We start from the raw sequence: 19,502 nt of genomic DNA, 5'->3' as shown, positions 1-19,502 counted from the left end.
TTCATGAAGTGCAGGCCGATGAACCGGTCGGGCCGGTCGGTGGCCGCCGCCAAGCGCGTGATGGAGATCGACGAGGTGTTGGAGGCCAGCAGCGTGGTCTCCGACAGGTGCGGGCCCAGCGCCTTGAAGATGGTCTTCTTGGTCTCTTCGTTCTCGGTGGCCGCCTCGATGGCGAGGTCGGTGGCGCCGATGTCCTGCAGTTCGTTCGCCGGCCGGATGTGACTGAGGGCGGCGTCCATCTGATCCTGGGTGACGATGCCGCGGGCGACCTGGCGGGTGAGGTTGCGGTGGATCAGGCCGATGCCCGCCTCCAGCCGCTCGGCGCTGACGTCGTGCAGCAGCACGTCGTAGCCGCCCAGCGCCACCACATGGGCGATGCCGGTCCCCATCTGGCCCGCGCCGATGACGCCGACCGACTTAATCTGAACCATTCAATGAGCCTCGATGAACCGGCGCGCGCCGCAATCCCTAGGCGGATTTGGCGCGACCCTTAATTTTTATGGCGGCTTTCTAACATGGCGGCGCCGTAGCGCCGCAAGGCTTTTGCTGCGGCGCAGCGTGGCGGTGGGCCGCGGCGCTCAGAAGCCGTCCGCCTCGCCGGCGCCGGGCCGCGCCCCGATCTCGGCGACCAGCCAGTCGCGAAGCGCGTGGATGCGGGCCAGCTTGGGGTTGTCCGCCCGCCAGGCGACGTAGAAGGCGAAGTCGTTCTCGATCGCCTCGGGCAGGAGGCGCACGAGGCGCCCGGTCTCCAGGTCGTGCTGCACGAGGCTGGAGCGCGCCAGCGCGACGCCCAGGCCCTGGACCGCCGCCTCGATGATCATCAGTGAGTCCGCGAGCTCGGGGCCGGAGGGCGGCGGTTCTCGCAGGCCGAAGCCGGAGAACCACAGGCGCCACGGGCGGTGCGTGTGCCGCAGCAGCGGCGCGGCCAGCAGGTCCTGGGGCGTCCGGATCGCCTCGCGGCCGGCGAGCGAGGGGCTGCACACCGGGAAGAGCTGCTCGCGGAACAGCAGGGCCGACTCCACCCCGGCGGGTTGGCCGCGGCCATAGCGCAGGCCGACGTCGACGCCATCGGTGATGAAATCCGCCATCCGCTCCTCGAAGCGCAGGTCGAGATTGGCGCCGGCGGGGTCGGCCATCAGCCGGGGCAGGCGCGGCGGCAGCCAGCGGACGCCGAGCTGGGGGTCGATGCTCACCACCAGGGGATCGCCGGCGGCGGAGCTCGCGAATTCCTGGATGGCTTCCTGCAGGACCGCCTGGGCCGCCGCGATCCGCTCGGCCAGCCGCGCGGCCTCCGGCGTCGGGATCATGCCGTTGCCCCGGCGGCGGAACAGCCGCGCGCCAAGCTCGGCCTCCAGCCGGCGGATCTGCTGGCTGACGGCGCCGTGGGTCACGGTCAGCTCCTTGGCCGCTGCGCTGTAGCTGCGATGCCGCGCGGCGGCCTCCAGGGCGCGCAGGGCGAAATAGGGCGGCAGGCGGACCATGGTCAGGGTTGTTAGCTGAAGTAACAACTCCGAGCAAAAACTATCGTTCGCGGAGCGCCGGCGCCGATCCCACATGCTGATCAGCGGCGCCGCTGATTTCGCGAACAAAACCAAGGAAGACGATCATGAAGACCCAACTCCTGGGGCTGGGCGCGGCCGCCCTGCTGCTCGCAGCCTCCGCCTCCTCCGCCCACGCCGCGGCTCACTCCGACCCGCAGCGCTACGCCGACCGCCTGCAGGCCAAGACCGAAGCCCTGCTGCTGGCCGCGGGCGTCGACGCCCAGAGCCCGCCCGTGTCGGTGCGCGCCCGGGTCCGCCCGGACGGCCATCTGATCACCGTCCAGGTGCTGCGCACGTCCGGCTCGCCGCAGCTCGACCAGACCGTGGCCGAGGTGCTGCGCAAGGTCCTCGTCACAGACGCCCCGATCGGGCTGCTGGACGGGGCGGTGACCCTGAACGTGGGCCGCAAAGCGATCCGCGAGGCCGATGCGCGCTGACGATCGGTTTTGAGCCGCGCGCGGCTTGAAGAAAAAGGGGGCGGCCCCGGCCGGGCCGCCCCCTTGATTTTGCGCGCGGCCCGGCGGTTCGCCGGGCGCGGCAGCTATTTTCCGGCGGCCGTGAGCGCGGCCATCAGGTCCGGCACGGCGGTCTTGTAGTCCGCCACCAGGCCGTAGTCGGCCACCTGGAAGATCGGCGCGTCGGCGTCCTTGTTGATCGCCACGATCACCTTGGAGTCCTTCATGCCGGCTAGGTGCTGGATGGCGCCGGAGATGCCGATGGCGATGTAGAGCTCGGGCGCCACCACCTTGCCGGTCTGCCCGACCTGGTAGTCGTTGGGGGCGTAACCGGCGTCCACCGCCGCGCGCGAGGCGCCGACGGCGGCCCCGAGCTTGTCGGCCAGCGGCTCGATCACCTTCTGGAACTCTTCGGCCGAGCCCATGGCGCGGCCGCCGGAGACCACGATCTTGGCGCCCGAAAGCTCCGGACGCGCCGACTTCACCAGCTTCTGGTCGACGAAGTGGGTCTTGGCCGGCGCGGCGGGCGCCGGGATGGTCTCCACCTTGGCCGAGCCGCCGTCCGCCGCCGCCTTGAAGACGGTGGGGCGCACGGTGATCACCTTCTTGGCGTCGGAGGACTGGATCGTCTCCAGCGCGTTGCCGGCGTAGATCGGCCGCACGAAGGTGTTGGCGTCCACGACGTCGACGATCTCGGAGATCTGGGCGACGTCCAGCTTGGCGGCGATGCGCGGGCTGAAGTTCTTGCCCTGGCTGGTCGCCGGGGTGAGGACCGCGTCGTAGTTGGCCATGAGCGGCACGACCAGGGCTTCCATGGCCTCGGCCAGGCCTTCGCCCAGCGTGTCGCTTTCGGCCAGCAGCACCTTGCGCACGCCGGTGATCTTGGCGGCCGCGTCGGCCACGGCCTTGGCGCCCTTGCCGGCCACCAGGACGTCGACGTCGCCGGACAGCTTCAGGGCCGCGGTCACCGTCTTTTCGGTGTTGTCCTTGAGCGTGGCGTTGTCGTGGTCGGCGATGACGAGAACGGCCATCAGAGCACCCCCGCTTCGGTCTTGAGCTTGGAGACGAGGTCGGCGGCGGTCTCCACCTTGATGCCGCCGGCGCGCTTCGGCGGCTCGGTGACCTTGAGCACCTTCAGCCGCGGCGCGGTGTCGACGCCGAGAGAGGCGAGCTCCTCGATGGCGAGCTCCTTCTTCTTGGCCTTCATGATGTTGGGCAGGCTCGCGTAGCGCGGCTCGTTGAGGCGCAGGTCCGCGGTGACCACCGCCGGCAGGTCGACCTCGAGGGTCTGCAGGCCGCCATCGACCTCGCGGGTCACCTTGGCTTTCTTGCCCGAGACGTCCACCGCCGAGGCGAAGGTCGCCTGCGGCCAGTCGAGCAGGGTGGCCAGCATCTGACCGGTGGCGTTGTTGTCGCCGTCGATGGCCTGCTTGCCCATGATCACCAGGTCGGGGCTCTCCTTGCCAATCACCGCCTTCAGCACCTTGGCGACGGCCAGGGGCTCCAGATCCTCGGTCGTCTGCACCAGGATCGCACGGTCGGCGCCCATGGCCAGCGCCGTGCGCAGGGTCTCGCTCGCCTGGGCCGGGCCGATGGAGACCGCGACGACTTCGGTGGCGACGCCCTTTTCGCGCAGACGCACGGCCTCTTCGACCGCGATCTCGCAGAAGGGATTCATCGACATTTTCACGTTGGCGAGGTCGACGCCCGTCTGGTCGGGCTTCACCCGCGCCTTGACGTTGTAGTCGATCACCCGCTTGACCGGGACCAAGACCTTCATGGGTCGCTAGCGCCTCAAATCTGCTGGGGAATGATGCTTTCGCTCGGGGGCAATAGCGGTTCCGGCGCGGTTTGCAAACCGGCTCCGCCGGCTTGGGGGGACTGACGCGGGGACGGCAATCGCTTAAAGAGGAGCCCATGAACAAGACGATCGACCGCCTGAAGTGGATCTTCCTCGGCATCTTCGCCGTGGCCAACCTCGGCATCCTGGTGTGGACCGTGGGCTGGGCCTGGCCGGAGGAGCGCTGCGTGGGCGCGCACAAGTGGTGGGACGGCTACAGCCGCGTCTGCGCCCAGCCGGTGCTGACCTCCGACCTGACCGGCCGGATGATCACCGACCAGAAGGCCCGGGACGAGGCCCTGCGCGCGATCGGCCGCCTGCCGCCGGGGACACCGGCGCCGCCGAAGCCCTGATCCGACCGCGAGTTCCTTACCGCGTCGCCCCCGACACCCAGAAGACCTCGGCGGCGCCCCTGTCGTTGGCGTAGCGGGCGGCGACGAACAGCAGATCCGACAGTCGGTTGAGGTAGCGCAGGGCCGGCCCGCTGACCGGCTGGCCGGCCTCGGCCAGGCGCACGGCCTCCCGCTCGGCGCGGCGGCAGACGGTGCGCGCCAGGTGCAGCGCCGCGGCGGCCTCGGTTCCCCCCGGCAGGACGAAGGAGGCGAGCGGCGGCAGCTCGGCGTTGAGCGCGTCGATCTCGCCCTCCAGGCGCGCCACCTGGCTGTCCAGGATGCGCAGGCGCGCGCCCGGCGCCTCGTCCGGCGCGGCCGGCGTCGCCAGGTCCGCGCCCAGGTCGAACAGCTCGTTCTGCAGCCGCGCCAGCAGGGCGTCGAAGTCGCCGGCGCCCCGGGTGTGGACGCGGGCCAGGCCCAGGCAGGCGTTGGCCTCGTCCACCGCGCCATAGGCCTCGACCCGCGCGTCGGCCTTGCTGACCTGGGCGCCGCTGGCCAGGCGGGTGGCGCCTGCGTCTCCGGTGCGGGTGTAGATCCGGTTGAGCGTCACCATGCCTAGTGCCGCGAGCGCCACAGCATCGCGCCCACCAGGACCGCAATGGCCACGGCCTGCATGACCACGCGCAGGCGCATCAGTTTGTTGGAGTAGGACCGGCCGAATTCCCCCCCGCGGAATAAGGCGTAAATGCCGAAGGCAAGGACCACCGCCACCGCTATCAATGCGGCCGGGATCAGGTAGCTGAAGATGTCCATTTCACCATCTTAGGACACGACGTGCTTGCGAACCACCGACAACCGGGTTATGCGCGGCTTCGACGCTGTGTTGGTGAGCGCGTTCAACGAGCCTAATTCGTTGAAGCGGTCGAAATTCGGCCCCACTCAGGGTGCAGTCGGGAAAGCCCACGTCCCCCCGCAGCCCCAACCAACCTCTTGTTACGCGGAGAATCCGCCAAAAGTCGGCAGAATTTCGCCGGGTAACTTGATACTTGAACATGTTCATCGAACCGTGTCTGGACGCACGATTCGGGCCGAACAAACCAGAAAGGACGGCTCGGCCGTCGAAGCCCAAAATGATGCATTCCCAGATACAAGCCGCCGATGACAATGGAATGAAGGCGCCTACCCGCCGCGCCCTGGCCAAGCAACAGACCCGCGCCAAGGTGCTGGCCGCCGCCCGCCGCCTGTTCAGCGAACAAGGCTACGAGGGCGCTACGATTCGTGACATCGCCGCCGCCGCGGGCATGTCGACAGGCGCGGTGTTCGCCAACTTCACAGACAAGTCCGACCTGTTCCGCGAGATCATGCTGACCGACATGGCGGCCCTCGCCGAGGCCATGTCGGAAGCCGCCGCGCAGGGCAACGGCGTCGAGGACGCCCTGCTCAAGATCTTCGTCGCCGGCTACCGATTCTATCAGACCCAGCTCCCCCTTGCCCGCGCCGCCTTCAGCGTCGGCTGGTCCCCCGAAGACGGTCCGGCGCTGCGCAACGCCCCGCCGGTGAAGCTGCTCCTGGGCCTGATCACCACCCAGTTGGAGCGCGGCGAAGCCAACGGCGAACTGACCCAAGGCTCCGCCTCGGCGCTGCGCACCCAGATGCTGTTCGACTCCTACCTCGCCAACTACGACCAGGCGATCTTCCAGGGCTGGACCCTGGATGCGTTGCAGGAGCGGTCGCGCGAGCAGATCAGCATTCTCCTGGCGGGCTCGCGGAGGCGTTAGGCGATCGGCGCCGTCTGATTTGGGATGACCAACCTACCCGTTGCACCCCTGACCGACGACCGACGGGGCGGCGCCCCAACGCCGCCCCCCGCCGCCTGTCCGCCGACGGCGCGCCAGACGCAGAAGGAAGCCACCCGCGGCCGCGTGATCGCCGCCGCCCGAGAGCTGTTCGATACCCAGGGCTATGAAGGCACCACGATCCGCGAGATCGCCCGCCATGCGGGCGTTTCGGTGGGCAGTGTCTTCACGACCTTCGATTCCAAGGGCGAGATCCTCAGCCAGGTGATGCAGGACCGCCTGGACGGGCTCTACGCCGAGCTCGACCGGGTGATGCCGCATCTGCGAGGCGCCACGGTCGAGCGCTTAAGGACCATGTTCGCGATCCACTTCGCCTTCGAGTCGCAGCACACGCGCCTGTTCCTGGCCCACATCGCCGCCGCCTACGACTGGACCCTGCCGGCCAGCGCCAAGCCGATGGGCAAGACGCCTCACCTGCACGATGTCATCCGCGAATGCCTGGCCAAGGGCGTGGCGGAGGGCGACGTCGCCCCGGACGTCGAACTGCAGGAGACCGTCGACCTGCTGATGGCGGCCTATGTCTGGGTCTACCGCCTGACCGCCTGGCAAGGCGCCACCGCCGCCGAGATGACCGCGGTCATGGACCGCCAGATCGGCCTGATCGCCGCCGGCTTCACGCCGCGCTAGCGGCCTCCTCTCCCCCGAGCGTCAGCGAGAGGGGGAGAGGCCGGGAGAGGGCGCCTCCGCCCCTCATCTTCCATCACAGTGAGCCGAGGGTCCTCGACCTGCCGACCGCGATCCGTCCCGCGACCGCGCCACCCTCTCCCGGCCTCTCCCTCTCCGCTTCGCGGGGGAGAGGAGCGCCGCTCAATTGGCCCCCTCCAGCAGGCGCCGGGCGATCACCTGGGCCTGGATCTCGCCGGCGCCCTCGAAGATGTTGAGGATGCGCGCGTCGGCCAGCACCCGGCTCACCGGCTGCTCGACCGCGAATCCCGCGCCGCCATGGATCTGCACGGCGTTGTCGGCCGCCGCCCAGGCGATACGCGCGGCCACCAGCTTGGCCATGCCGGCCTCCAGGTCGCAGCGGCGGCCCTGATCCTTCGCCTCGGCCGCGAACCAGGCGAGGCGCCGTGCGCCCAGCAACTCGGCGGCCATCATGGCGAGCTTGTTGGCCACGCGGGGAAAGGCCGCCAGCGGTTCGCCGAACTGCCGCCGCTGCAGGGCGTAGTCGAGCGCCAGGTCCAGCGCGTTCTGGCCCACCCCGATCGCCCGCGCCGCGGTCTGGATGCGGGCGCTCTCGAAGGTCGCCATCAGTTGCGAGAAGCCCTGGCCCTCCTGCCCGCCCAGCAGGTCGGCGTGGGCGACCTCGAAGCCGTCGAAGGCGATCTCGTATTCCTTCATGCCGCGGTAGCCGATCACGGCGATCTCGCCGCCGCTCATGCCGGGGGCGGGAAACGGATCGTCGTCGCGCCCGCGCGGCTTGCCGGCCAGGAACATCGACAGGCCCCGGTGGTCGCTGGAGCCGGGATCGGTGCGGACCAGCAGGGTCATCAAGTCGGCGCGGGCGGCGTGGGTGATCCAGGTCTTGGCGCCGCTCACCCGCCAGACCTCGCCGTCGCGGACCGCGCGCGTGCGCAGGGAGCCCAGGTCGGAGCCGGCCTCCGGCTCGGTGAAGACGGCGGTGGGGATGAGGGTCCCCGCCACGATGCCCGGCAGGAAGCGGGCCTTCTGGTCCGCGGTCCCGTGCGCCAGGAGGAGTTCCGCGGCGATCTCCGAGCGGGTGCCGAGCGAGCCCGCCCCGATGAACCCGCGCGACAGGGCCTCGGTCACCACGCACATGGCCACCTTGCCGAGGCCCGAGCCGCCCCAGGCTTCCGGGGCGGTCAGGCCGAAGACCCCGAGCTCGCCCATCTCGGCGATCAACGGCAGGGGGATCAGCTCGTCCGCCAAGTGCCAGCCATGGGCGAAGGGGGCGATCTTCTCGGCGGTAAAGGCGGCGAACTGGTCCCGGACCGCCTCCAGGGTCTCCTCCAGGCCGCTCGCCTCCAGCGAAGGCCGGCCGCGGGCCTGGTCCAGCAGCTCGACGATGCGGGTCTTCACCGCCTGCGAGGCGCCGGGCTGGAGCCGGGCGATCAGCGGCGCCAGGCGGTGGGCCGAGACGCCCAGGTCGCCGGTCCGGAACATTTCGCCCTGGTTCATCGGCAGGCCGCCGGCGAGCTGGCTCAGATATTCGTGCGCCAGCAGTTGGGCGGGCAGGGCCTCGGGCTCGCCGAACCCCTCGCCGAGCGCGTGCGCCCAGTGGGCGGTCTGGCGCAGGGTCTCCGCATAGGCCGCCGCCCAGGCCAGGCCGTGGGTGGCGTGCTGCTCGGCGTCCAGCGCCGCCCGGTCCAGCCGTCCGCCGGGGCGTACGCGCTCGGCCACAGCGTCCTGCAGCTCGGCGGCCAGCACCTCGGCCTCGCGGCCGGCGCGGTCCAGCAACTCCAGGAGGTCGGGAAGGATCAGGCTCATCGGGGCTCCTTGGGCCGCCGACTATAAGCGATGCTTGCCACGCGTCGTCCCGCACGGCTTTGCTGCGCGCCACAAAAAGGAAGAGGTCACGCCCATGCTCGTCGTCCACCACCTCAACGACTCGCGCTCGCAGCGCATCCTGTGGCTGCTGGAGGAGCTCGGCGCGCCCTACGAGATCAAGCCCTACCAGCGCGACGCGGCCACCCGGCTGGCGCCTCCGGAGCTGAAGGCGGTGCACCCGCTGGGCAAGAGCCCGGTGATCACCGACGGTGACATCACGATCGCCGAGTCCGGCGCGATCGTGGACTACCTCGTGCGCAAGTATGGCAAGGGCGGCATGGGCGTGGCGCTCGGGACGCCGGAGGGCGAGAAATACAACGAGTGGCTCCACTACGCCGAGGGCTCGGCCATGCTGCCGCTGATGCTCAACATGTACGTCATGCGCCTGGGCGAGGCGGGGGCGCCGCTGCACCCGCGCATCCAGAGCGAGATGGCCAACCACCTCTCCTACGTCGAAGGCTCGCTGGAGGGCCGCGACTGGCTGATGGGCTCGGCCCTCACCGCCGCCGACATCCAGATGAGCTTCGTCGGCGAAGTGGCCCGCGCCTTCGGCCAGATGGCGACCTATCCGAACATCAAGGCCTGGTTGGAACGCTTCCAGGCGAGGCCGGCGTATCGTGCAGCGCTGGAAAAGGGCGGGGCGTACAACCTGGGGCCGGCCAAATAGGTGGCGCCGCTCCTTTCCTTGACCCGCTCCGCTACTCGAAGGGCGGGAACTCGTCTTCGCCCAGCAGGCCGTCGAGGAAGTCGAAGACCGCGGCCTTGGTCAGCGCGTGGGGGATGGCCGAGAAATGGTCGCAGCCGGGGATGGTGACGCCGTGGCCGTGCGGGAAGACCCGCGCCAGGGCTTCCGGATCGCCCGCGCCCTCGTCGCCCGCGCCCGCCACCACCAGCGTCGGGACGGGCATGTCCCGCAGCGCATCGCGGTTGAACGGCATGTTCTTCACGCGGGTGACGGCGGCCAGGGCCTTGCGGTCCTCGCCCTGCTCGTCGGCGAATTGGCGGAACGAGCGCAGCATCGGCTGCGTGATGGCGGATGAGTCCTCGGCCAGCATGGCGTCGGCCATGGGCTCGCCCGCCACGTCCGGGGCCTTTTCCAACAGCTTGCCGCCGACCCCGCCCAGGATCAGGTGCGACAGGCGGCTGGGCTGGGCGATGGCCAGTTCGAGGGCGGTGCGCGTGCCCATGGAGTAGCCGAACATGTCGGCCCGCTCGACATCCAGCTCGTCCATCAGGTTGAGCACGTCGGCGGCCAGCCGTTCCCGCTCGTAGGCCTGCGGCTCGTAGAGCTTGGCGCTCTCCCCGTGCCCGCGCTGGTCCAGCGCGATCACCCGTGTGCGGCGCCGCTCGAAGGCCGCGTACCAGCCGGTGCGCTTCCAGCCCTCGACGCGGTTGGAGGCGAAACCGTGGATCAGGACGATGGTGCGGTCCGCGCCGCCCGCCGGGGTGATGTCGTCATAGGCGATCTGGACGCCGTCGGAGAGGAAGCTGGCCATGGGGCGCGAGCCTAGGCGCCCGCGCGTCCCGCCTCAAGGTGCTTCGCCAGTCCACTCCCAGTGCCAGGGCTCGAACGGATAGGGGACGAAGCCGAAGCGGTCGGCGTTGTCGACCAGCCAGCGGTAGGCCGGGGTGCGGCTCATGAAGGCGCGGTTGGCGTCGGCGCTGGAGTCCGGCGGAAGGCCCGGCGCCTGGCCTACATAGACGTCCATGGCGAGGCCCGTGCGGTGGGCCGAGCAGGTCGCCCGCTGCAGGCCGTTGCAATTGCGCTCCCGCGCGCAGCGGGCCGCGTCGGCGGCCGGATCGCGGAAGCCGGAGAAAAGCGTCAGGTTGCGGGGATCGGCGGCGATCCGCGGATCTTCCCGCCGGGCCGCGGCGGCCATCCGGCGGTAGGCGGCGAGCGCGCCCGGCCGCAGTTGCACGAGCTTGCCGCCATAGCCCTCCGCGGCGGTCGCCCAGGCGAGCGCCGAGGCCGGCGGCGGCGCGGGGCAGAGCCGCTGGGCGCTCAGCCGCACGAAGGGCCGGCGCAGCGCCATGATCCCCTTCAGCCGGGCGAAGACCGCCGGGTTCATCACCCCATCGGCGGGCAGTTGCTGGCGTCCGGCCCAGGCCGCCAGGGCGGCGGCGAAGCCGGCGGTGTCCGGGCCGCAGGCGGTATGGATCTCGCGCCCGATGAGCGGCGCATAGGTCGCCCAGCCGGTCTCCGGCCGTCCGAACGGCGTCCAGGCGAGGGTCGCCAGAGAACCCGCATTGGCGCGGGCCGCGCCCGGCAACCCCGCCTCGCAGGCCGCGCGTGTAGGCGGCGGCGGGGCGGGCGGCGGCGGCGCGGGTGGCGCGAGGGCGGTCGGGGCTGTTGGCGGGCCAACGGCCGGCGGCTTCGGAACGGGCGCGCAACTGGTCACCCGCAGCACCACGAGGCCCAGCACCAGCACCGCCAGCGCCAGGCCGCCCAGGAACCGCAACAGATCTGAAGGCTTGACTCTCACGCGCCTGACAACGCGCGGCGCGACGCGAGGTCCCAGATGAAATCCCTTAAGGCCGCGCTTTGCGCGAGCCTCCCCCTATTGGTCCTGGCCGCGGCCTGCTCCGATCCCAAGACCAGCGCCCAAAGCCCGGCCCCGCCCGCGGCCCAGGCCTCCGCCGGGACGCCGATGGCCACGACCACCATCGCCCAGGCGCTGGGCCCGGGACCTGTCGAGGTGGCGGCCGCGCCCGACGTCCAGGCACCGCTCCTGGACATCCCGCCGATCACCGCCTCCGCGGCCCCCGCCGCGCAGCCGATCGAGACCGCCGACTGGCATGCGGCCTCGACCACGCCGGAAGCCCGGCGCAACGCCTTGATCCGGGCCGAGGTGATGCTCTCCCGGGCGCACTTCTCGCCGGGCGTCATCGACGGCCAGGATGGCGGCAACCTGCAGAACGCTATCGCCGCCTTCGAGACCGCCAACCAGCTTCCGGTGGACGGCAAGATGAGCGGCCAGGTCTGGGCGGCGCTGGCCAGGGACAACCAGTCCCCGCTCACCGACTACGTCATCACCGCCGACGACGTGAAGGGCCCGTTCCTGCCGACGGTCCCCAAGGACATGGCCGAAATGGCGAAGCTTCCGGCGCTCGGCTACACCGGCCCGGTCCAGGAGCTGGCCGAGCGGTTCCATATGGACGAAGGGCTGCTGAAGGCCCTGAACCCCGGCGCCGACTTCGGCGCGGCGGGGACCAGGGTCGTGGTCGCGGCCGTCGGGCCCGAGAAGCTGGCCATGCCGGTGGCGCGCATCGAGGTCGACAAGACCCGCCGCCAGGTGCGCGCCTATGGCGCCGCAGACCTGCTGCTGGCGGTCTATCCGGCCACGGTGGGCTCGACGGAGCGGCCGGCGCCGGACGGCGAATGGGCGGTGCGCGCCGTCGCGCCCAACCCCACCTACACCTTCGATCCCTCCCGCCTGACCTTCGGCAAGGCCTCGGAGGGCAAGCTGACCATCAAGGCCGGCCCGAACAACCCGGTGGGATCGACCTGGATCGACCTCACCAAGGACACCTACGGCATCCATGGCACGCCCGACCCGCGCCTGGTGGGCAAGACCGCCAGCCACGGCTGCGTGCGCCTGACCAACTGGGACGCGCGCCAGCTCGGCCTGGCAGTGAGGAAGGGGACCAAGGTGGACTTCGTCGGCGCCGAAAACGCCAAGCCGCCCAAGGTCGCCGACTAGCTCGCTGCCAGTAACAGGCGCCCTCCTCTCCCTCTCGCTCCGCGGGGGAGAGGATGGCTCAGCTAGCTTCGCCAGCGCAGGGTGACGGGCTCGACGGGGTTGGCGAAGGCGCGGCCCTCGCGGCGGCTGGCGGCCCATTCGCGCTTGAGCTGCTGGTACCACTTGGCCTGGCGGTCGGCGTCGTCGATCCACAGCAGCGCGGGATCGTACTTCAGGCCCTCGTTCTGCAGGTTCACCATGTCGCCGTCCTGGCGCAGGAAGGCGCGGGCTCCCGCCTTGATGAACGGCCTGAAGAGCAGGAAGGCCGGATGGTCGGACCAGACGATCTGGGTGATCCGGGTCGCCGCCTCGTTCAGCGGGGTCAGGCAGGTCAGCGACAGGACCTGCCGCTTGCCGACCGTCACATGCTCCCAGCGCATCCCCGGAATTCGGAAGGTGATCTCGGTCAGCGGCTCGCCGCCCAGGATGGCGTAGGCGCGGCTGTTCTTCGAGGGCTCGTGGCGGACCATGGCGAAACCCTGCTCGCGGGGTTCGAAGCGCTTGGCCTTCTCGTGCTGGCTGGCCTTGGAGCGCCACCACCACTGCTGGTGGACATAGGGCCCGTGCGCCGGGTCCATCAGCCCCACCACCGCGTGGTCGATATGGGCGGCGAACTCCATGCGGTCGACCAGCTTCGGCCCGCCGCCGACCACGCCGGGGAACACCGGCGGCGGCTCGGAGGGCTCGGCCTGGCTGCGCGGGTCGGAGGCCACCCAGACGAAGACCAGGCCCTGGCTCTCGGCGACCGGATAGCGCCGCACGCGGATCCGGCTCACGTCCATCGCCTGGTCGGCGACCAGCGAGGGGATCGCCGCGCAGCCCCCGTCCGCCCCGAACCGCCAGCCGTGGTAGGGGCACTCGACCGTCTCGGCGCCCGAGGCCTCGCGGTGGAAACGGCCGGCCGACAGCGGGGCTGCGCGGTGCGGGCAGATGTCGCGAAGGGCGAAGACCTCGCCCCTCTTCGAGCGGCCGAGCAGCACCGGCTCGCCCAACAATTCGTAGCGGGCCATCCTGCCGCGCTTCAGGTCGCCGGAGAGCGCGGCCACGTACCAGATGTCGGTCAGGAAGCCCTGGCCGAACTTCGCCTCGGTGCGTGCGGTCTTGGCGCCATCGTCGGCCATGGCTGCGGTTCTAGGCTGGGTCGGGGCGTCGCGCTACATCCTGACGAGCTGGAAGATCGGGGTTCAGAGCCGCAGGAACACCGCGGCCCAGGCCGACAGCCCGATCGAGCCGCCGCGCAATTCCGCATCGCCCGCGCGCACGGGCAGCAGGGCCGCGCCCGCCAACTCCGGCGCATCCACGAACTGCGGCTCGGCGCCCATGTTGAAGAGGCAGGCGACGGCTTCGTCGCCGTCGCGACGGACGAAGCCCAGGACCGGGTCGGGCAGGTCGAGGAAGCTCAAGCTCCCCTCGGTCATCGCCGCCGAATGCTTGCGGAAGTCGATCATGGCGCGGGAGAAGGCCAGCGCCGACTCCGGGTCGGCCTCCTGGGCCTGGACGGTCAGGCCCGCATGCTCCGCCGCCGCCGGCAGCCAGGGTGTCCCCTCGGTGAAGCCGAGCGCGTGGCCGGGCGCCCAGGGCATCGGCGTGCGGCAGCCGTCGCGGCCGCCGGTGTAGGGCCAGTAGAGGTCGCCCACCGGATCGCGAAGCTGGTCGCGGGCGAGGCTGGCCTGCGGCAGGCCCAGTTCCTCGCCCTGGTAGATGAGCGTCGTGCCCTTCAGGCTGAGCAGCAGGGCGAACAGCAGCTTGGCCAGGTCGGGGCGCCGTTCTCGTGACTGGGCGTCCTCGCCGCCGAAGCGGCTGACCGTGCGCGGCACGTCGTGGTTGGCGAAGCTGATCGTAGGCCAGTGGGCCGGATGGGCGGCCAGGGTGGCATAGTGGTCCTTCACGAACTGCGGCGTCAGCTTGCGGGCCAGCAGCAGGACGAAGGTGTAGGCCGAGTGCAGGCCCTCGTCGGGCGACAGATAGGCGCCGCAGCGTTCCTCCTCTTCCGAGAACTCGCCGAACACGAACCTGTCCCCCTGCGCCTCCACCCGGCGGCGGATGACCTCCAGGGTTTCGACGTTCTCCGGCAGGTTGGAATCGTAGAGGTGCCGCTGCAGGTTGCCGGCGTGGGACCAGTCGTACCGGGTGCGCTCGGCCATCGGCACAGGCGGGTTCGGGGTCAGGTTCGCGTCGTGCAGGAAGGTGCCGGCGACGTCGAGGCGGAAGCCGTCCACCCCCTTGGCCAGCCAGTGGTCGAGCACCGACAGCGCCGCCTCCCGCGCCGCCGCGTTGCGCCAGTTGAGCTTGGGCTGCTGCCTGAGGAACTTGTGGTGGTAGTGCTGCCGCCGCGCCGGCTGGTAGGCCCAGGCCGGACCGCCGAACACCGACAGCCAGTTGTTGGGCGCGGTCCCGTCGGCCTGAGGGTCGGCCCAGACATACCAGTCGGCCTTGGGCCCGTCCGTCCCGCCGCTGACGCTCTCGACGAACCAGGGGTGGACGTCGGAGGTGTGGCTCAACACCTCGTCGAGGACGACCTTCAGCCCGCGGGCGTGGGCGGCGTCCAGCAGGCGCTGGAAATCGGCCTGCGAGCCGTAGTCGCCCTGCACGCCCTCGTAGTCGGCCGTGTCGTAGCCCCAGTCGCGGTTGGGCGAAGGGTGGATCGGCGACAGCCAGATCCCGTCGATCCCGAGGCTCTGCAGATAGTCCAGCTTGGCCTCGACGCCGGGCAGGTCGCCCTGCCCGTCGCCGTTGGAGTCGAAGAAGCTGCGGACGTAGATGTGGTAGAGGACCGCGCCCTTCCACCAGGGACGGGTCAACTCTCATCTCCGCTCATCCCGGCGAAAGCCGGGACCCAGATCGCCAGGCGCTGGCGTGGGCCGGAGGCGCTCTGAATCGATCGAACCCGCATCTGAGCTATTCCATCTGGGTCCCGGCCTTCGCCGGGAGGAGCGGGTTTAAATCACACCTCGGACGTATCGTGGATGATCCGCGAGACCAGGCCGTAGTCGACGGCTTCCTCGGCGCTCATCCAGAAGTTCCGCTGGGTGTCCTTGACGATCCGCTCGATGGTCTGGCCGGTCTCCTTGGCGATCATCCGGTTCACGCGGTCGCGCATCTTGATGATCTGCTCGGCCTCGATCTGGATGTCCGAGGCCTGGCCGCGCATGCCGCCGGCCGGCTGGTGCAGCAGGAAGCGGGTGTTGGGCAGGCAGAGCCGGTTTTCCTTCTTGGCGCCCAGGAAGATGTGAGCGCCGGCGCTGGCCACCCAGCCGGTGCCGATCGCCTTCACCTCGATGCCGCAGAAGCGGATCATGTCGTGGATGGTGTCGCCGCTCTCCACGTGGCCGCCGGGGGAGTTGATGATCACCCGGATGGGCTTGTCGTTTTCGTTGGCGAAGGCGGTGATCTGGGCGGTGACCCGCTCGGCCAGGCGCATGTCGATCTCGCCGAACACCAGCACGGTGCGCGACTTGAACAGCGCGTTCTGCACCGGCCCGGAGGTCATCGGCATGTCGGGCTGGCGGCCCTTGTCCTCGTCGTCGCCGTCTTCGTCGTCCAGCCAGCTCTTGTAGATCTCGCGCATAGAGTCCTCGTGAAATAGCGAGCCCGGAACGTGCGTCGCCGGGACGGCAACCGCAAGGGGGCGCCCGCCGATTCCGCCTCGCCGTGCCCTTTGGGCGCGATCACCCCCGAACGATGTCCGGATCGCTATCTACCGCCGGCGACCGTGCGGGATCAGCCTCAGGGCTCGCAATCGGAGGAGGAACCCGATGAAGAAGTACCTGATCGAGCGGCATATCCCCGGCGTGCACAAGTTTTCCGCGGCCGAATATGCCGGCGCCACCGAAGTCTCCAACGCCGCCCTGGCCAAGCTCGCCCCGCGCATCCAGTGGGTGGAGTCCTATGTCACCGAGGACAACACGCTCTGCGTCTACATCGCCGACGACGAGGCGGTGATTCATGAGCACGCCAAGCTCAGCGGCTTCCCGGCCGACAAGATCACCGAGGTGGGGACCACGATCGACCCCATGACTCGGGCCTGACCGAAAACCGGAGTACAACGAACGGCGTTACGGAGAGTGCGCCATGCTGGACGTGACGGTGGTGCTGCTGGAGGAGGGGTTCTGCTCCACGGCAGTCATGCCGGTGGAGATCTTCCACTTCGCCGGCAAGCTCTGGAACGACCTGCACGACCGCCCCGCCGAGCCCGCCTTCCGCGTGCGGATCGTGTCGCTCGACGGGGACGCCGTCCACAGCGCCTATGGGCTCGGCATGACGCCACATGCGGGCCTGGCGGACGTCGAGCGCACCGACATCGCCATCGTCTCGACCTCCAAGCTCGACCTCGACCTGGCCTTCGTGGAGAACAGCGCGCTGCTGCCCTGGCTGCGGGACCAGCACGCGCGTGGCGCGCTGGTGGTGGGCGTCTGCATGGGCGCGGCCTACCTGGCCGAGGCCGGCCTGCTCGACGGCCGCATGGCCACCACCCACTGGGCGCTGAGCGACAAGTTCGCCGCCCGCTACCCGCAGGTGAACTGGCGGCCGGACCTGTTCGTCACCGAGGACAGCCGGGTGCTCTGCTCCGGCGGCGTCTTCGCCTCCATCGACGTCAGCCTCTACCTGGTCGAGAAGCTCTGCGGCCATGAGGTGGCGGTGCAGTGCGCCAAGTCCATGCTGCTGCCCATGCCGCGCATCCACCAGACCGGCTACGCCATGCAGGCGGTCGCCCAGGCCCACGGCGACGAGCGGATCCGCGACGTCGAGGCTTTCTTGCAGGCCAACTTCCAGGCCGACATCTCCACCCACACCCTGGCGGAGCGCGCCGGCCTGGGCGAGCGGACCTTCGTGCGGCATTTCAAGGCGGCCACCGGCAAGCTCCCGGCCGGCTATATCCAGGCGCTGCGCATCCAGGCGGCCAAGGCCATGCTGGAGCGCGACGCCAAGCCGGTGCAGACGATCAGTTGCGACGTGGGCTACGACGACGTCGCCTTCTTCCGGCATCTGTTCAAGCGCATCGTCAAGATGACGCCCACGGAGTACCGCGCCAACTTCGCGCCGCTGAATGTGCGCGGCCAGGCCGAGGTCGAGGCGCCGCGGATGAACTGAGTTCCCGAGGGCCGTTTTCCTGTGGCAAGAAGCCCGGGACTTGAGCCCCGGGGGACCGACCATGGCGACTTCACTCTACGATCTCAGCGTCCCGACCTACCTGCAGACGATGAGCGCCGTCCGGGGCTTCCTCGATCGCGCGGCCGGGCACTGCGCTGAGACCGGCGCCGACCCGGACGATTTCATGGGCGCGCGCCTCATCGCGGACATGGCGCCCTTCCATTTCCACGCCGAGGTCGTGCCGCACCATTCCGTATCGGCGCTGGAGGCCGTGAAGACGGGCGTTTTCGACCCGCCCGGCCTGCGCGGAGCCATTCCCTTCGCCGACCTTCAGGCGAGCATCGCCGAGGCGGAAGCCGCGCTTAGGGCGTTCACCCCCGACGAGGTCAACAGTTGGGCGGGCAAGGACCTGGACCTCCAGATCGGCCCCCGGAGGCTGCGCTTCACGGCCGAGACCTTCATCCTCTCCTTCTCGCTGCCGAACTTCTATTTCCACGCCGTCACCGCCTACGACATCCTGCGGATGAAGGGCGTGCCGATCGGCAAACGGGACTACGAGGGCCGGCTGCGGGTGAAGGCGGCCTGACCACGCCTCTCCCCTCGCGCTGCGCGTCGGGGGAGAGGAGGCTCAGCCGGCCGCGGTGGCGATCAGGCGGGCGTAGAAGTCCACGCACTGGCGCAGGTTCTCCAGCGTCAGGTGCTCGTTGGTCCCGTGGATCATCTCGATGTCCTTCAGGCCGAAGGCCATGGGCTGGAAGCGATAGACGTCGCTGGCCACGCCCTGGAGGTAGCGGCTGTCGGTGCCGGCGGTGACTAGGCTCGGCGCGACCGGCGCGCCGGTGACCCGGCCGGCCACGGCGGAGACCATCTTCCAGCCGTCCGAGGCGGTGGACGAGACCGGCGAGGGCTCGGACGGCGGATTGATCCAGGCCAGCGACACCGGCAGGGCGCCGACCGCGGCCTTGGCGCGGGCCATGACGGTGGCCGAGGTGTCGCCGGGCGCGATGCGGTAGTTGATCCAGGCCGCCGCGTCCTGCGGCAGGACATTCTCCTTGGGGCTGCCCCTCAGCATGGTCGGCGCGATGGTGGTGTGCAGCATCGCCGCGCCGGACGCCGTGGCGCCCATCTGCTTGATCAGCATGGGCTTGAAGAGCCAGGTGTTGGCCACCGCCATGCGCACCGGGAAGGCGGCCTTCGGGGCGACGGACTGCAGCATGGCCGCGCCGGGCCCGCGGAAGTCCATCGGGAAGCCGTGGTCGTTGATCGCGGTCACCGCGTGCGACAGGGCCACCACCCCGCCGCCGTCGGCCGGCGGGGCCGAGGAGTGGCCGCCCTGCGCCTTGGCCGTCACCTTCAGCGTCGCATAGCCCTTCTCCGCCGTGCCGATCAGCGACAGCTTGCCGCCGGTCACCGGATTGTCGGTGATCTCCGCCAGCCCCTCGTCGAGCACGAACTGCGCCTTGATCCCGCGCGACTTCAAGAGGGCCGCGGCGGCCTGGGCGCCGGTCCCGCGGGTCTCCTCGTCCTCGCCGGAGACGATCATCACCGTGCGCTTCGGCTTGAAGCCGGCCTTGGCCAGGGCCTCGACGCCCTCGAACAGGGTGATGAGCGAGCCCTTGTCGTCCACCGAGCCCCGGCCCCAGACCGCGCCCTCGGCGATGGCGCCGGAGAACGGCGGGTGCTTCCAAAGGGTCTCCGAGCCCGGCGTCACCGGCACCACGTCCTGGTGGGCCATCAGCACGATGGGGGCGAGCGACGGGTCGGTCCCCTTCCAGGTGTAGACCAGCGTGTTCTTGCCCACGATCTCGCGGGTCATGGCCGCGTGCGCCGCCGGATAGGTGGCCGTGAGGAAGTCGTGCAGCCGGGTCCATTCGGCGGGCTGGTCGTCGGCCAGGTCCTGGTGGCTCACCGTCTGGATCTGCACCGCCTGCGACAGGTGCTGGGCGGCGGCGGCCACGTCGAACGGCACGGGCGGGACCACGCGCACCTCGGCGGTGCTGACCTCGCCGGGCGGGCGGTACATCAGGGTGCGGACGAGCGCGATGCCGATCACGGCGACGATCGCGATGAACAGCGCCAGGGCGATCCGGCCGACGAGACGCATGCAAATTTCCCCCGCTTTTGAGGCGGAGCTTAGAG

Annotated in this window: 22 protein-coding genes; 9 read left to right on the top strand and 13 right to left on the bottom strand. The window is 70.2% G+C overall.

The features are described from left to right. Both VNW53_RS15640 and VNW53_RS15635 read right to left on the bottom strand, forming a co-directional pair. Nucleotides 1-431 (bottom strand): 3-hydroxyacyl-CoA dehydrogenase NAD-binding domain-containing protein (locus VNW53_RS15640; protein WP_325556713.1); only part of this gene is annotated, 431 nt, incomplete at its 3' end. A 147-nt stretch (nucleotides 432-578) separates the two neighbouring features. Further along, nucleotides 579-1,481, bottom strand: a complete 903-nt coding sequence (locus tag VNW53_RS15635) for a LysR substrate-binding domain-containing protein (RefSeq protein ID WP_325556712.1) — start codon at nucleotides 1,479-1,481, stop codon at nucleotides 579-581. A 125-nt stretch (nucleotides 1,482-1,606) separates the two neighbouring features. Here VNW53_RS15635 and VNW53_RS15630 point away from each other — a divergent pair, with 125 nt between their 5' ends. Then, nucleotides 1,607-1,978, top strand: coding sequence for a TonB C-terminal domain-containing protein (locus VNW53_RS15630; RefSeq protein ID WP_325556711.1), 372 nt, complete (start codon nucleotides 1,607-1,609; stop codon nucleotides 1,976-1,978). A gap of 104 nt (nucleotides 1,979-2,082) precedes the next feature. Here the strand turns inward: VNW53_RS15630 and VNW53_RS15625 are convergent, their stop codons facing one another. Together VNW53_RS15625 and VNW53_RS15620 are read right to left on the bottom strand one after the other, a co-directional pair. Further along, nucleotides 2,083-3,027, bottom strand: a complete 945-nt coding sequence (locus VNW53_RS15625) for an electron transfer flavoprotein subunit alpha/FixB family protein (protein WP_325556710.1) — start codon at nucleotides 3,025-3,027, stop codon at nucleotides 2,083-2,085. Next, complete coding sequence (locus VNW53_RS15620) at nucleotides 3,027-3,776, bottom strand: electron transfer flavoprotein subunit beta/FixA family protein (protein WP_325556709.1); 750 nt, start codon at nucleotides 3,774-3,776, stop codon at nucleotides 3,027-3,029. Before VNW53_RS15620 ends, VNW53_RS15625 begins: the two co-directional genes overlap by 1 nt. Before the next feature lie 137 nt (nucleotides 3,777-3,913). Between VNW53_RS15620 and VNW53_RS15615 the strand changes: the two genes are divergently transcribed. Next, nucleotides 3,914-4,189: a hypothetical protein gene (locus VNW53_RS15615; protein ID WP_325556708.1), complete on the top strand. Its 276-nt coding sequence runs from the start codon at nucleotides 3,914-3,916 to the stop codon at nucleotides 4,187-4,189. A gap of 16 nt (nucleotides 4,190-4,205) precedes the next feature. Here VNW53_RS15615 and VNW53_RS15610 read toward each other — a convergent pair whose 3' ends face one another. Further along, nucleotides 4,206-4,781: a cob(I)yrinic acid a,c-diamide adenosyltransferase gene (locus tag VNW53_RS15610; RefSeq protein WP_325556707.1), complete on the bottom strand. Its 576-nt coding sequence runs from the start codon at nucleotides 4,779-4,781 to the stop codon at nucleotides 4,206-4,208. A 2-nt stretch (nucleotides 4,782-4,783) separates the two neighbouring features. Then, on the bottom strand, nucleotides 4,784-4,981 hold the full coding sequence (locus tag VNW53_RS15605) for a twin transmembrane helix small protein (protein WP_325556706.1): 198 nt from the start codon (nucleotides 4,979-4,981) through the stop codon (nucleotides 4,784-4,786). A gap of 356 nt (nucleotides 4,982-5,337) precedes the next feature. Between VNW53_RS15605 and VNW53_RS15600 the strand changes: the two genes are divergently transcribed. Together VNW53_RS15600 and VNW53_RS15595 are read left to right on the top strand one after the other, a co-directional pair. Further along, on the top strand, nucleotides 5,338-5,946 hold the full coding sequence (locus tag VNW53_RS15600) for a TetR/AcrR family transcriptional regulator (RefSeq protein WP_325556705.1): 609 nt from the start codon (nucleotides 5,338-5,340) through the stop codon (nucleotides 5,944-5,946). 24 nt (nucleotides 5,947-5,970) lie between these two features. Next, nucleotides 5,971-6,651 carry a TetR/AcrR family transcriptional regulator gene (locus tag VNW53_RS15595; RefSeq protein ID WP_325556704.1) on the top strand — a complete coding sequence of 227 codons (681 nt, stop codon included), beginning with the start codon at nucleotides 5,971-5,973 and terminating at the stop codon, nucleotides 6,649-6,651. A gap of 180 nt (nucleotides 6,652-6,831) precedes the next feature. Here the strand turns inward: VNW53_RS15595 and VNW53_RS15590 are convergent, their stop codons facing one another. Then, a complete protein-coding gene (locus VNW53_RS15590; protein ID WP_325556703.1) occupies nucleotides 6,832-8,472 on the bottom strand; it encodes an acyl-CoA dehydrogenase family protein in 1,641 nt (546 codons plus the stop codon). Between the two features lie 94 nt (nucleotides 8,473-8,566). On the opposite strand from VNW53_RS15590, the gene VNW53_RS15585 reads away from it, so the two are divergent. Then, complete coding sequence (locus VNW53_RS15585; protein WP_325556702.1) at nucleotides 8,567-9,199, top strand: glutathione S-transferase; 633 nt, start codon at nucleotides 8,567-8,569, stop codon at nucleotides 9,197-9,199. Between the two features lie 31 nt (nucleotides 9,200-9,230). On the opposite strand, the gene VNW53_RS15580 is transcribed toward VNW53_RS15585, so the two are convergent. After that, a complete protein-coding gene (locus tag VNW53_RS15580; protein ID WP_325556701.1) occupies nucleotides 9,231-10,028 on the bottom strand; it encodes an alpha/beta hydrolase in 798 nt (265 codons plus the stop codon). A 33-nt stretch (nucleotides 10,029-10,061) separates the two neighbouring features. Then, a complete protein-coding gene (locus VNW53_RS15575) occupies nucleotides 10,062-10,991 on the bottom strand; it encodes a M15 family metallopeptidase (RefSeq protein ID WP_325556700.1) in 930 nt (309 codons plus the stop codon). Nucleotides 10,992-11,051: 60 nt separating this feature from the next. Between VNW53_RS15575 and VNW53_RS15570 the strand changes: the two genes are divergently transcribed. Continuing rightward, nucleotides 11,052-12,233, top strand: a complete 1,182-nt coding sequence (locus VNW53_RS15570; RefSeq protein WP_325556699.1) for a L,D-transpeptidase — start codon at nucleotides 11,052-11,054, stop codon at nucleotides 12,231-12,233. Between the two features lie 62 nt (nucleotides 12,234-12,295). Here the strand turns inward: VNW53_RS15570 and VNW53_RS15565 are convergent, their stop codons facing one another. From VNW53_RS15565 to VNW53_RS15555, 3 genes are all read right to left on the bottom strand, one after another. Further along, complete coding sequence (locus tag VNW53_RS15565) at nucleotides 12,296-13,393, bottom strand: aromatic ring-hydroxylating dioxygenase subunit alpha (RefSeq protein WP_325556698.1); 1,098 nt, start codon at nucleotides 13,391-13,393, stop codon at nucleotides 12,296-12,298. Between the two features lie 63 nt (nucleotides 13,394-13,456). Further along, nucleotides 13,457-15,073: an alpha-amylase family glycosyl hydrolase gene (locus VNW53_RS15560; protein WP_325556697.1), complete on the bottom strand. Its 1,617-nt coding sequence runs from the start codon at nucleotides 15,071-15,073 to the stop codon at nucleotides 13,457-13,459. Between the two features lie 143 nt (nucleotides 15,074-15,216). Continuing rightward, complete coding sequence (locus VNW53_RS15555) at nucleotides 15,217-15,840, bottom strand: ATP-dependent Clp protease proteolytic subunit (RefSeq protein WP_325556696.1); 624 nt, start codon at nucleotides 15,838-15,840, stop codon at nucleotides 15,217-15,219. Between the two features lie 187 nt (nucleotides 15,841-16,027). On the opposite strand from VNW53_RS15555, the gene VNW53_RS15550 reads away from it, so the two are divergent. From VNW53_RS15550 to VNW53_RS15540, 3 genes are all read left to right on the top strand, one after another. Beyond that, nucleotides 16,028-16,300: a DUF4242 domain-containing protein gene (locus VNW53_RS15550; protein WP_325556695.1), complete on the top strand. Its 273-nt coding sequence runs from the start codon at nucleotides 16,028-16,030 to the stop codon at nucleotides 16,298-16,300. A 43-nt stretch (nucleotides 16,301-16,343) separates the two neighbouring features. Further along, nucleotides 16,344-17,363, top strand: a complete 1,020-nt coding sequence (locus tag VNW53_RS15545; RefSeq protein ID WP_325556694.1) for a GlxA family transcriptional regulator — start codon at nucleotides 16,344-16,346, stop codon at nucleotides 17,361-17,363. Nucleotides 17,364-17,424: 61 nt separating this feature from the next. Next, nucleotides 17,425-17,949 carry a DUF1993 domain-containing protein gene (locus tag VNW53_RS15540; RefSeq protein WP_325556693.1) on the top strand — a complete coding sequence of 175 codons (525 nt, stop codon included), beginning with the start codon at nucleotides 17,425-17,427 and terminating at the stop codon, nucleotides 17,947-17,949. 42 nt (nucleotides 17,950-17,991) lie between these two features. Here the strand turns inward: VNW53_RS15540 and VNW53_RS15535 are convergent, their stop codons facing one another. After that, a complete protein-coding gene (locus VNW53_RS15535; RefSeq protein WP_325556692.1) occupies nucleotides 17,992-19,467 on the bottom strand; it encodes a M20 family peptidase in 1,476 nt (491 codons plus the stop codon). Nucleotides 19,468-19,502 lie beyond the last annotated feature (35 nt).

Origin of the sequence: Phenylobacterium sp. (assembly GCF_035569475.1) — a bacterium.
Lineage (GTDB): Bacteria > Pseudomonadota > Alphaproteobacteria > Caulobacterales > Caulobacteraceae > Phenylobacterium.
Note: the sequence above shows the minus strand (reverse complement) of the source record. Positions and strands in the feature narration are given on the sequence as shown.

Coding starts and splice junctions, on each gene's coding strand:
- VNW53_RS15545 (WP_325556694.1), top strand. CDS start 16,344: ATGCTGGACGTGACGGTGGTGCTGCTGGAGGAGGGGTTCTGCTCCACG.
- VNW53_RS15635 (WP_325556712.1), bottom strand. CDS start 1,481: ATGGTCCGCCTGCCGCCCTATTTCGCCCTGCGCGCCCTGGAGGCCGCC.
- VNW53_RS15630 (WP_325556711.1), top strand. CDS start 1,607: ATGAAGACCCAACTCCTGGGGCTGGGCGCGGCCGCCCTGCTGCTCGCA.
- VNW53_RS15585 (WP_325556702.1), top strand. CDS start 8,567: ATGCTCGTCGTCCACCACCTCAACGACTCGCGCTCGCAGCGCATCCTG.
- VNW53_RS15540 (WP_325556693.1), top strand. CDS start 17,425: ATGGCGACTTCACTCTACGATCTCAGCGTCCCGACCTACCTGCAGACG.
- VNW53_RS15605 (WP_325556706.1), bottom strand. CDS start 4,981: ATGGACATCTTCAGCTACCTGATCCCGGCCGCATTGATAGCGGTGGCG.
- VNW53_RS15580 (WP_325556701.1), bottom strand. CDS start 10,028: ATGGCCAGCTTCCTCTCCGACGGCGTCCAGATCGCCTATGACGACATC.
- VNW53_RS15565 (WP_325556698.1), bottom strand. CDS start 13,393: ATGGCCGACGATGGCGCCAAGACCGCACGCACCGAGGCGAAGTTCGGC.
- VNW53_RS15610 (WP_325556707.1), bottom strand. CDS start 4,781: ATGGTGACGCTCAACCGGATCTACACCCGCACCGGAGACGCAGGCGCC.
- VNW53_RS15615 (WP_325556708.1), top strand. CDS start 3,914: ATGAACAAGACGATCGACCGCCTGAAGTGGATCTTCCTCGGCATCTTC.
- VNW53_RS15590 (WP_325556703.1), bottom strand. CDS start 8,472: ATGAGCCTGATCCTTCCCGACCTCCTGGAGTTGCTGGACCGCGCCGGC.
- VNW53_RS15600 (WP_325556705.1), top strand. CDS start 5,338: ATGAAGGCGCCTACCCGCCGCGCCCTGGCCAAGCAACAGACCCGCGCC.
- VNW53_RS15620 (WP_325556709.1), bottom strand. CDS start 3,776: ATGAAGGTCTTGGTCCCGGTCAAGCGGGTGATCGACTACAACGTCAAG.
- VNW53_RS15570 (WP_325556699.1), top strand. CDS start 11,052: ATGAAATCCCTTAAGGCCGCGCTTTGCGCGAGCCTCCCCCTATTGGTC.
- VNW53_RS15535 (WP_325556692.1), bottom strand. CDS start 19,467: ATGCGTCTCGTCGGCCGGATCGCCCTGGCGCTGTTCATCGCGATCGTC.
- VNW53_RS15625 (WP_325556710.1), bottom strand. CDS start 3,027: ATGGCCGTTCTCGTCATCGCCGACCACGACAACGCCACGCTCAAGGAC.
- VNW53_RS15595 (WP_325556704.1), top strand. CDS start 5,971: ATGACCAACCTACCCGTTGCACCCCTGACCGACGACCGACGGGGCGGC.
- VNW53_RS15555 (WP_325556696.1), bottom strand. CDS start 15,840: ATGCGCGAGATCTACAAGAGCTGGCTGGACGACGAAGACGGCGACGAC.
- VNW53_RS15550 (WP_325556695.1), top strand. CDS start 16,028: ATGAAGAAGTACCTGATCGAGCGGCATATCCCCGGCGTGCACAAGTTT.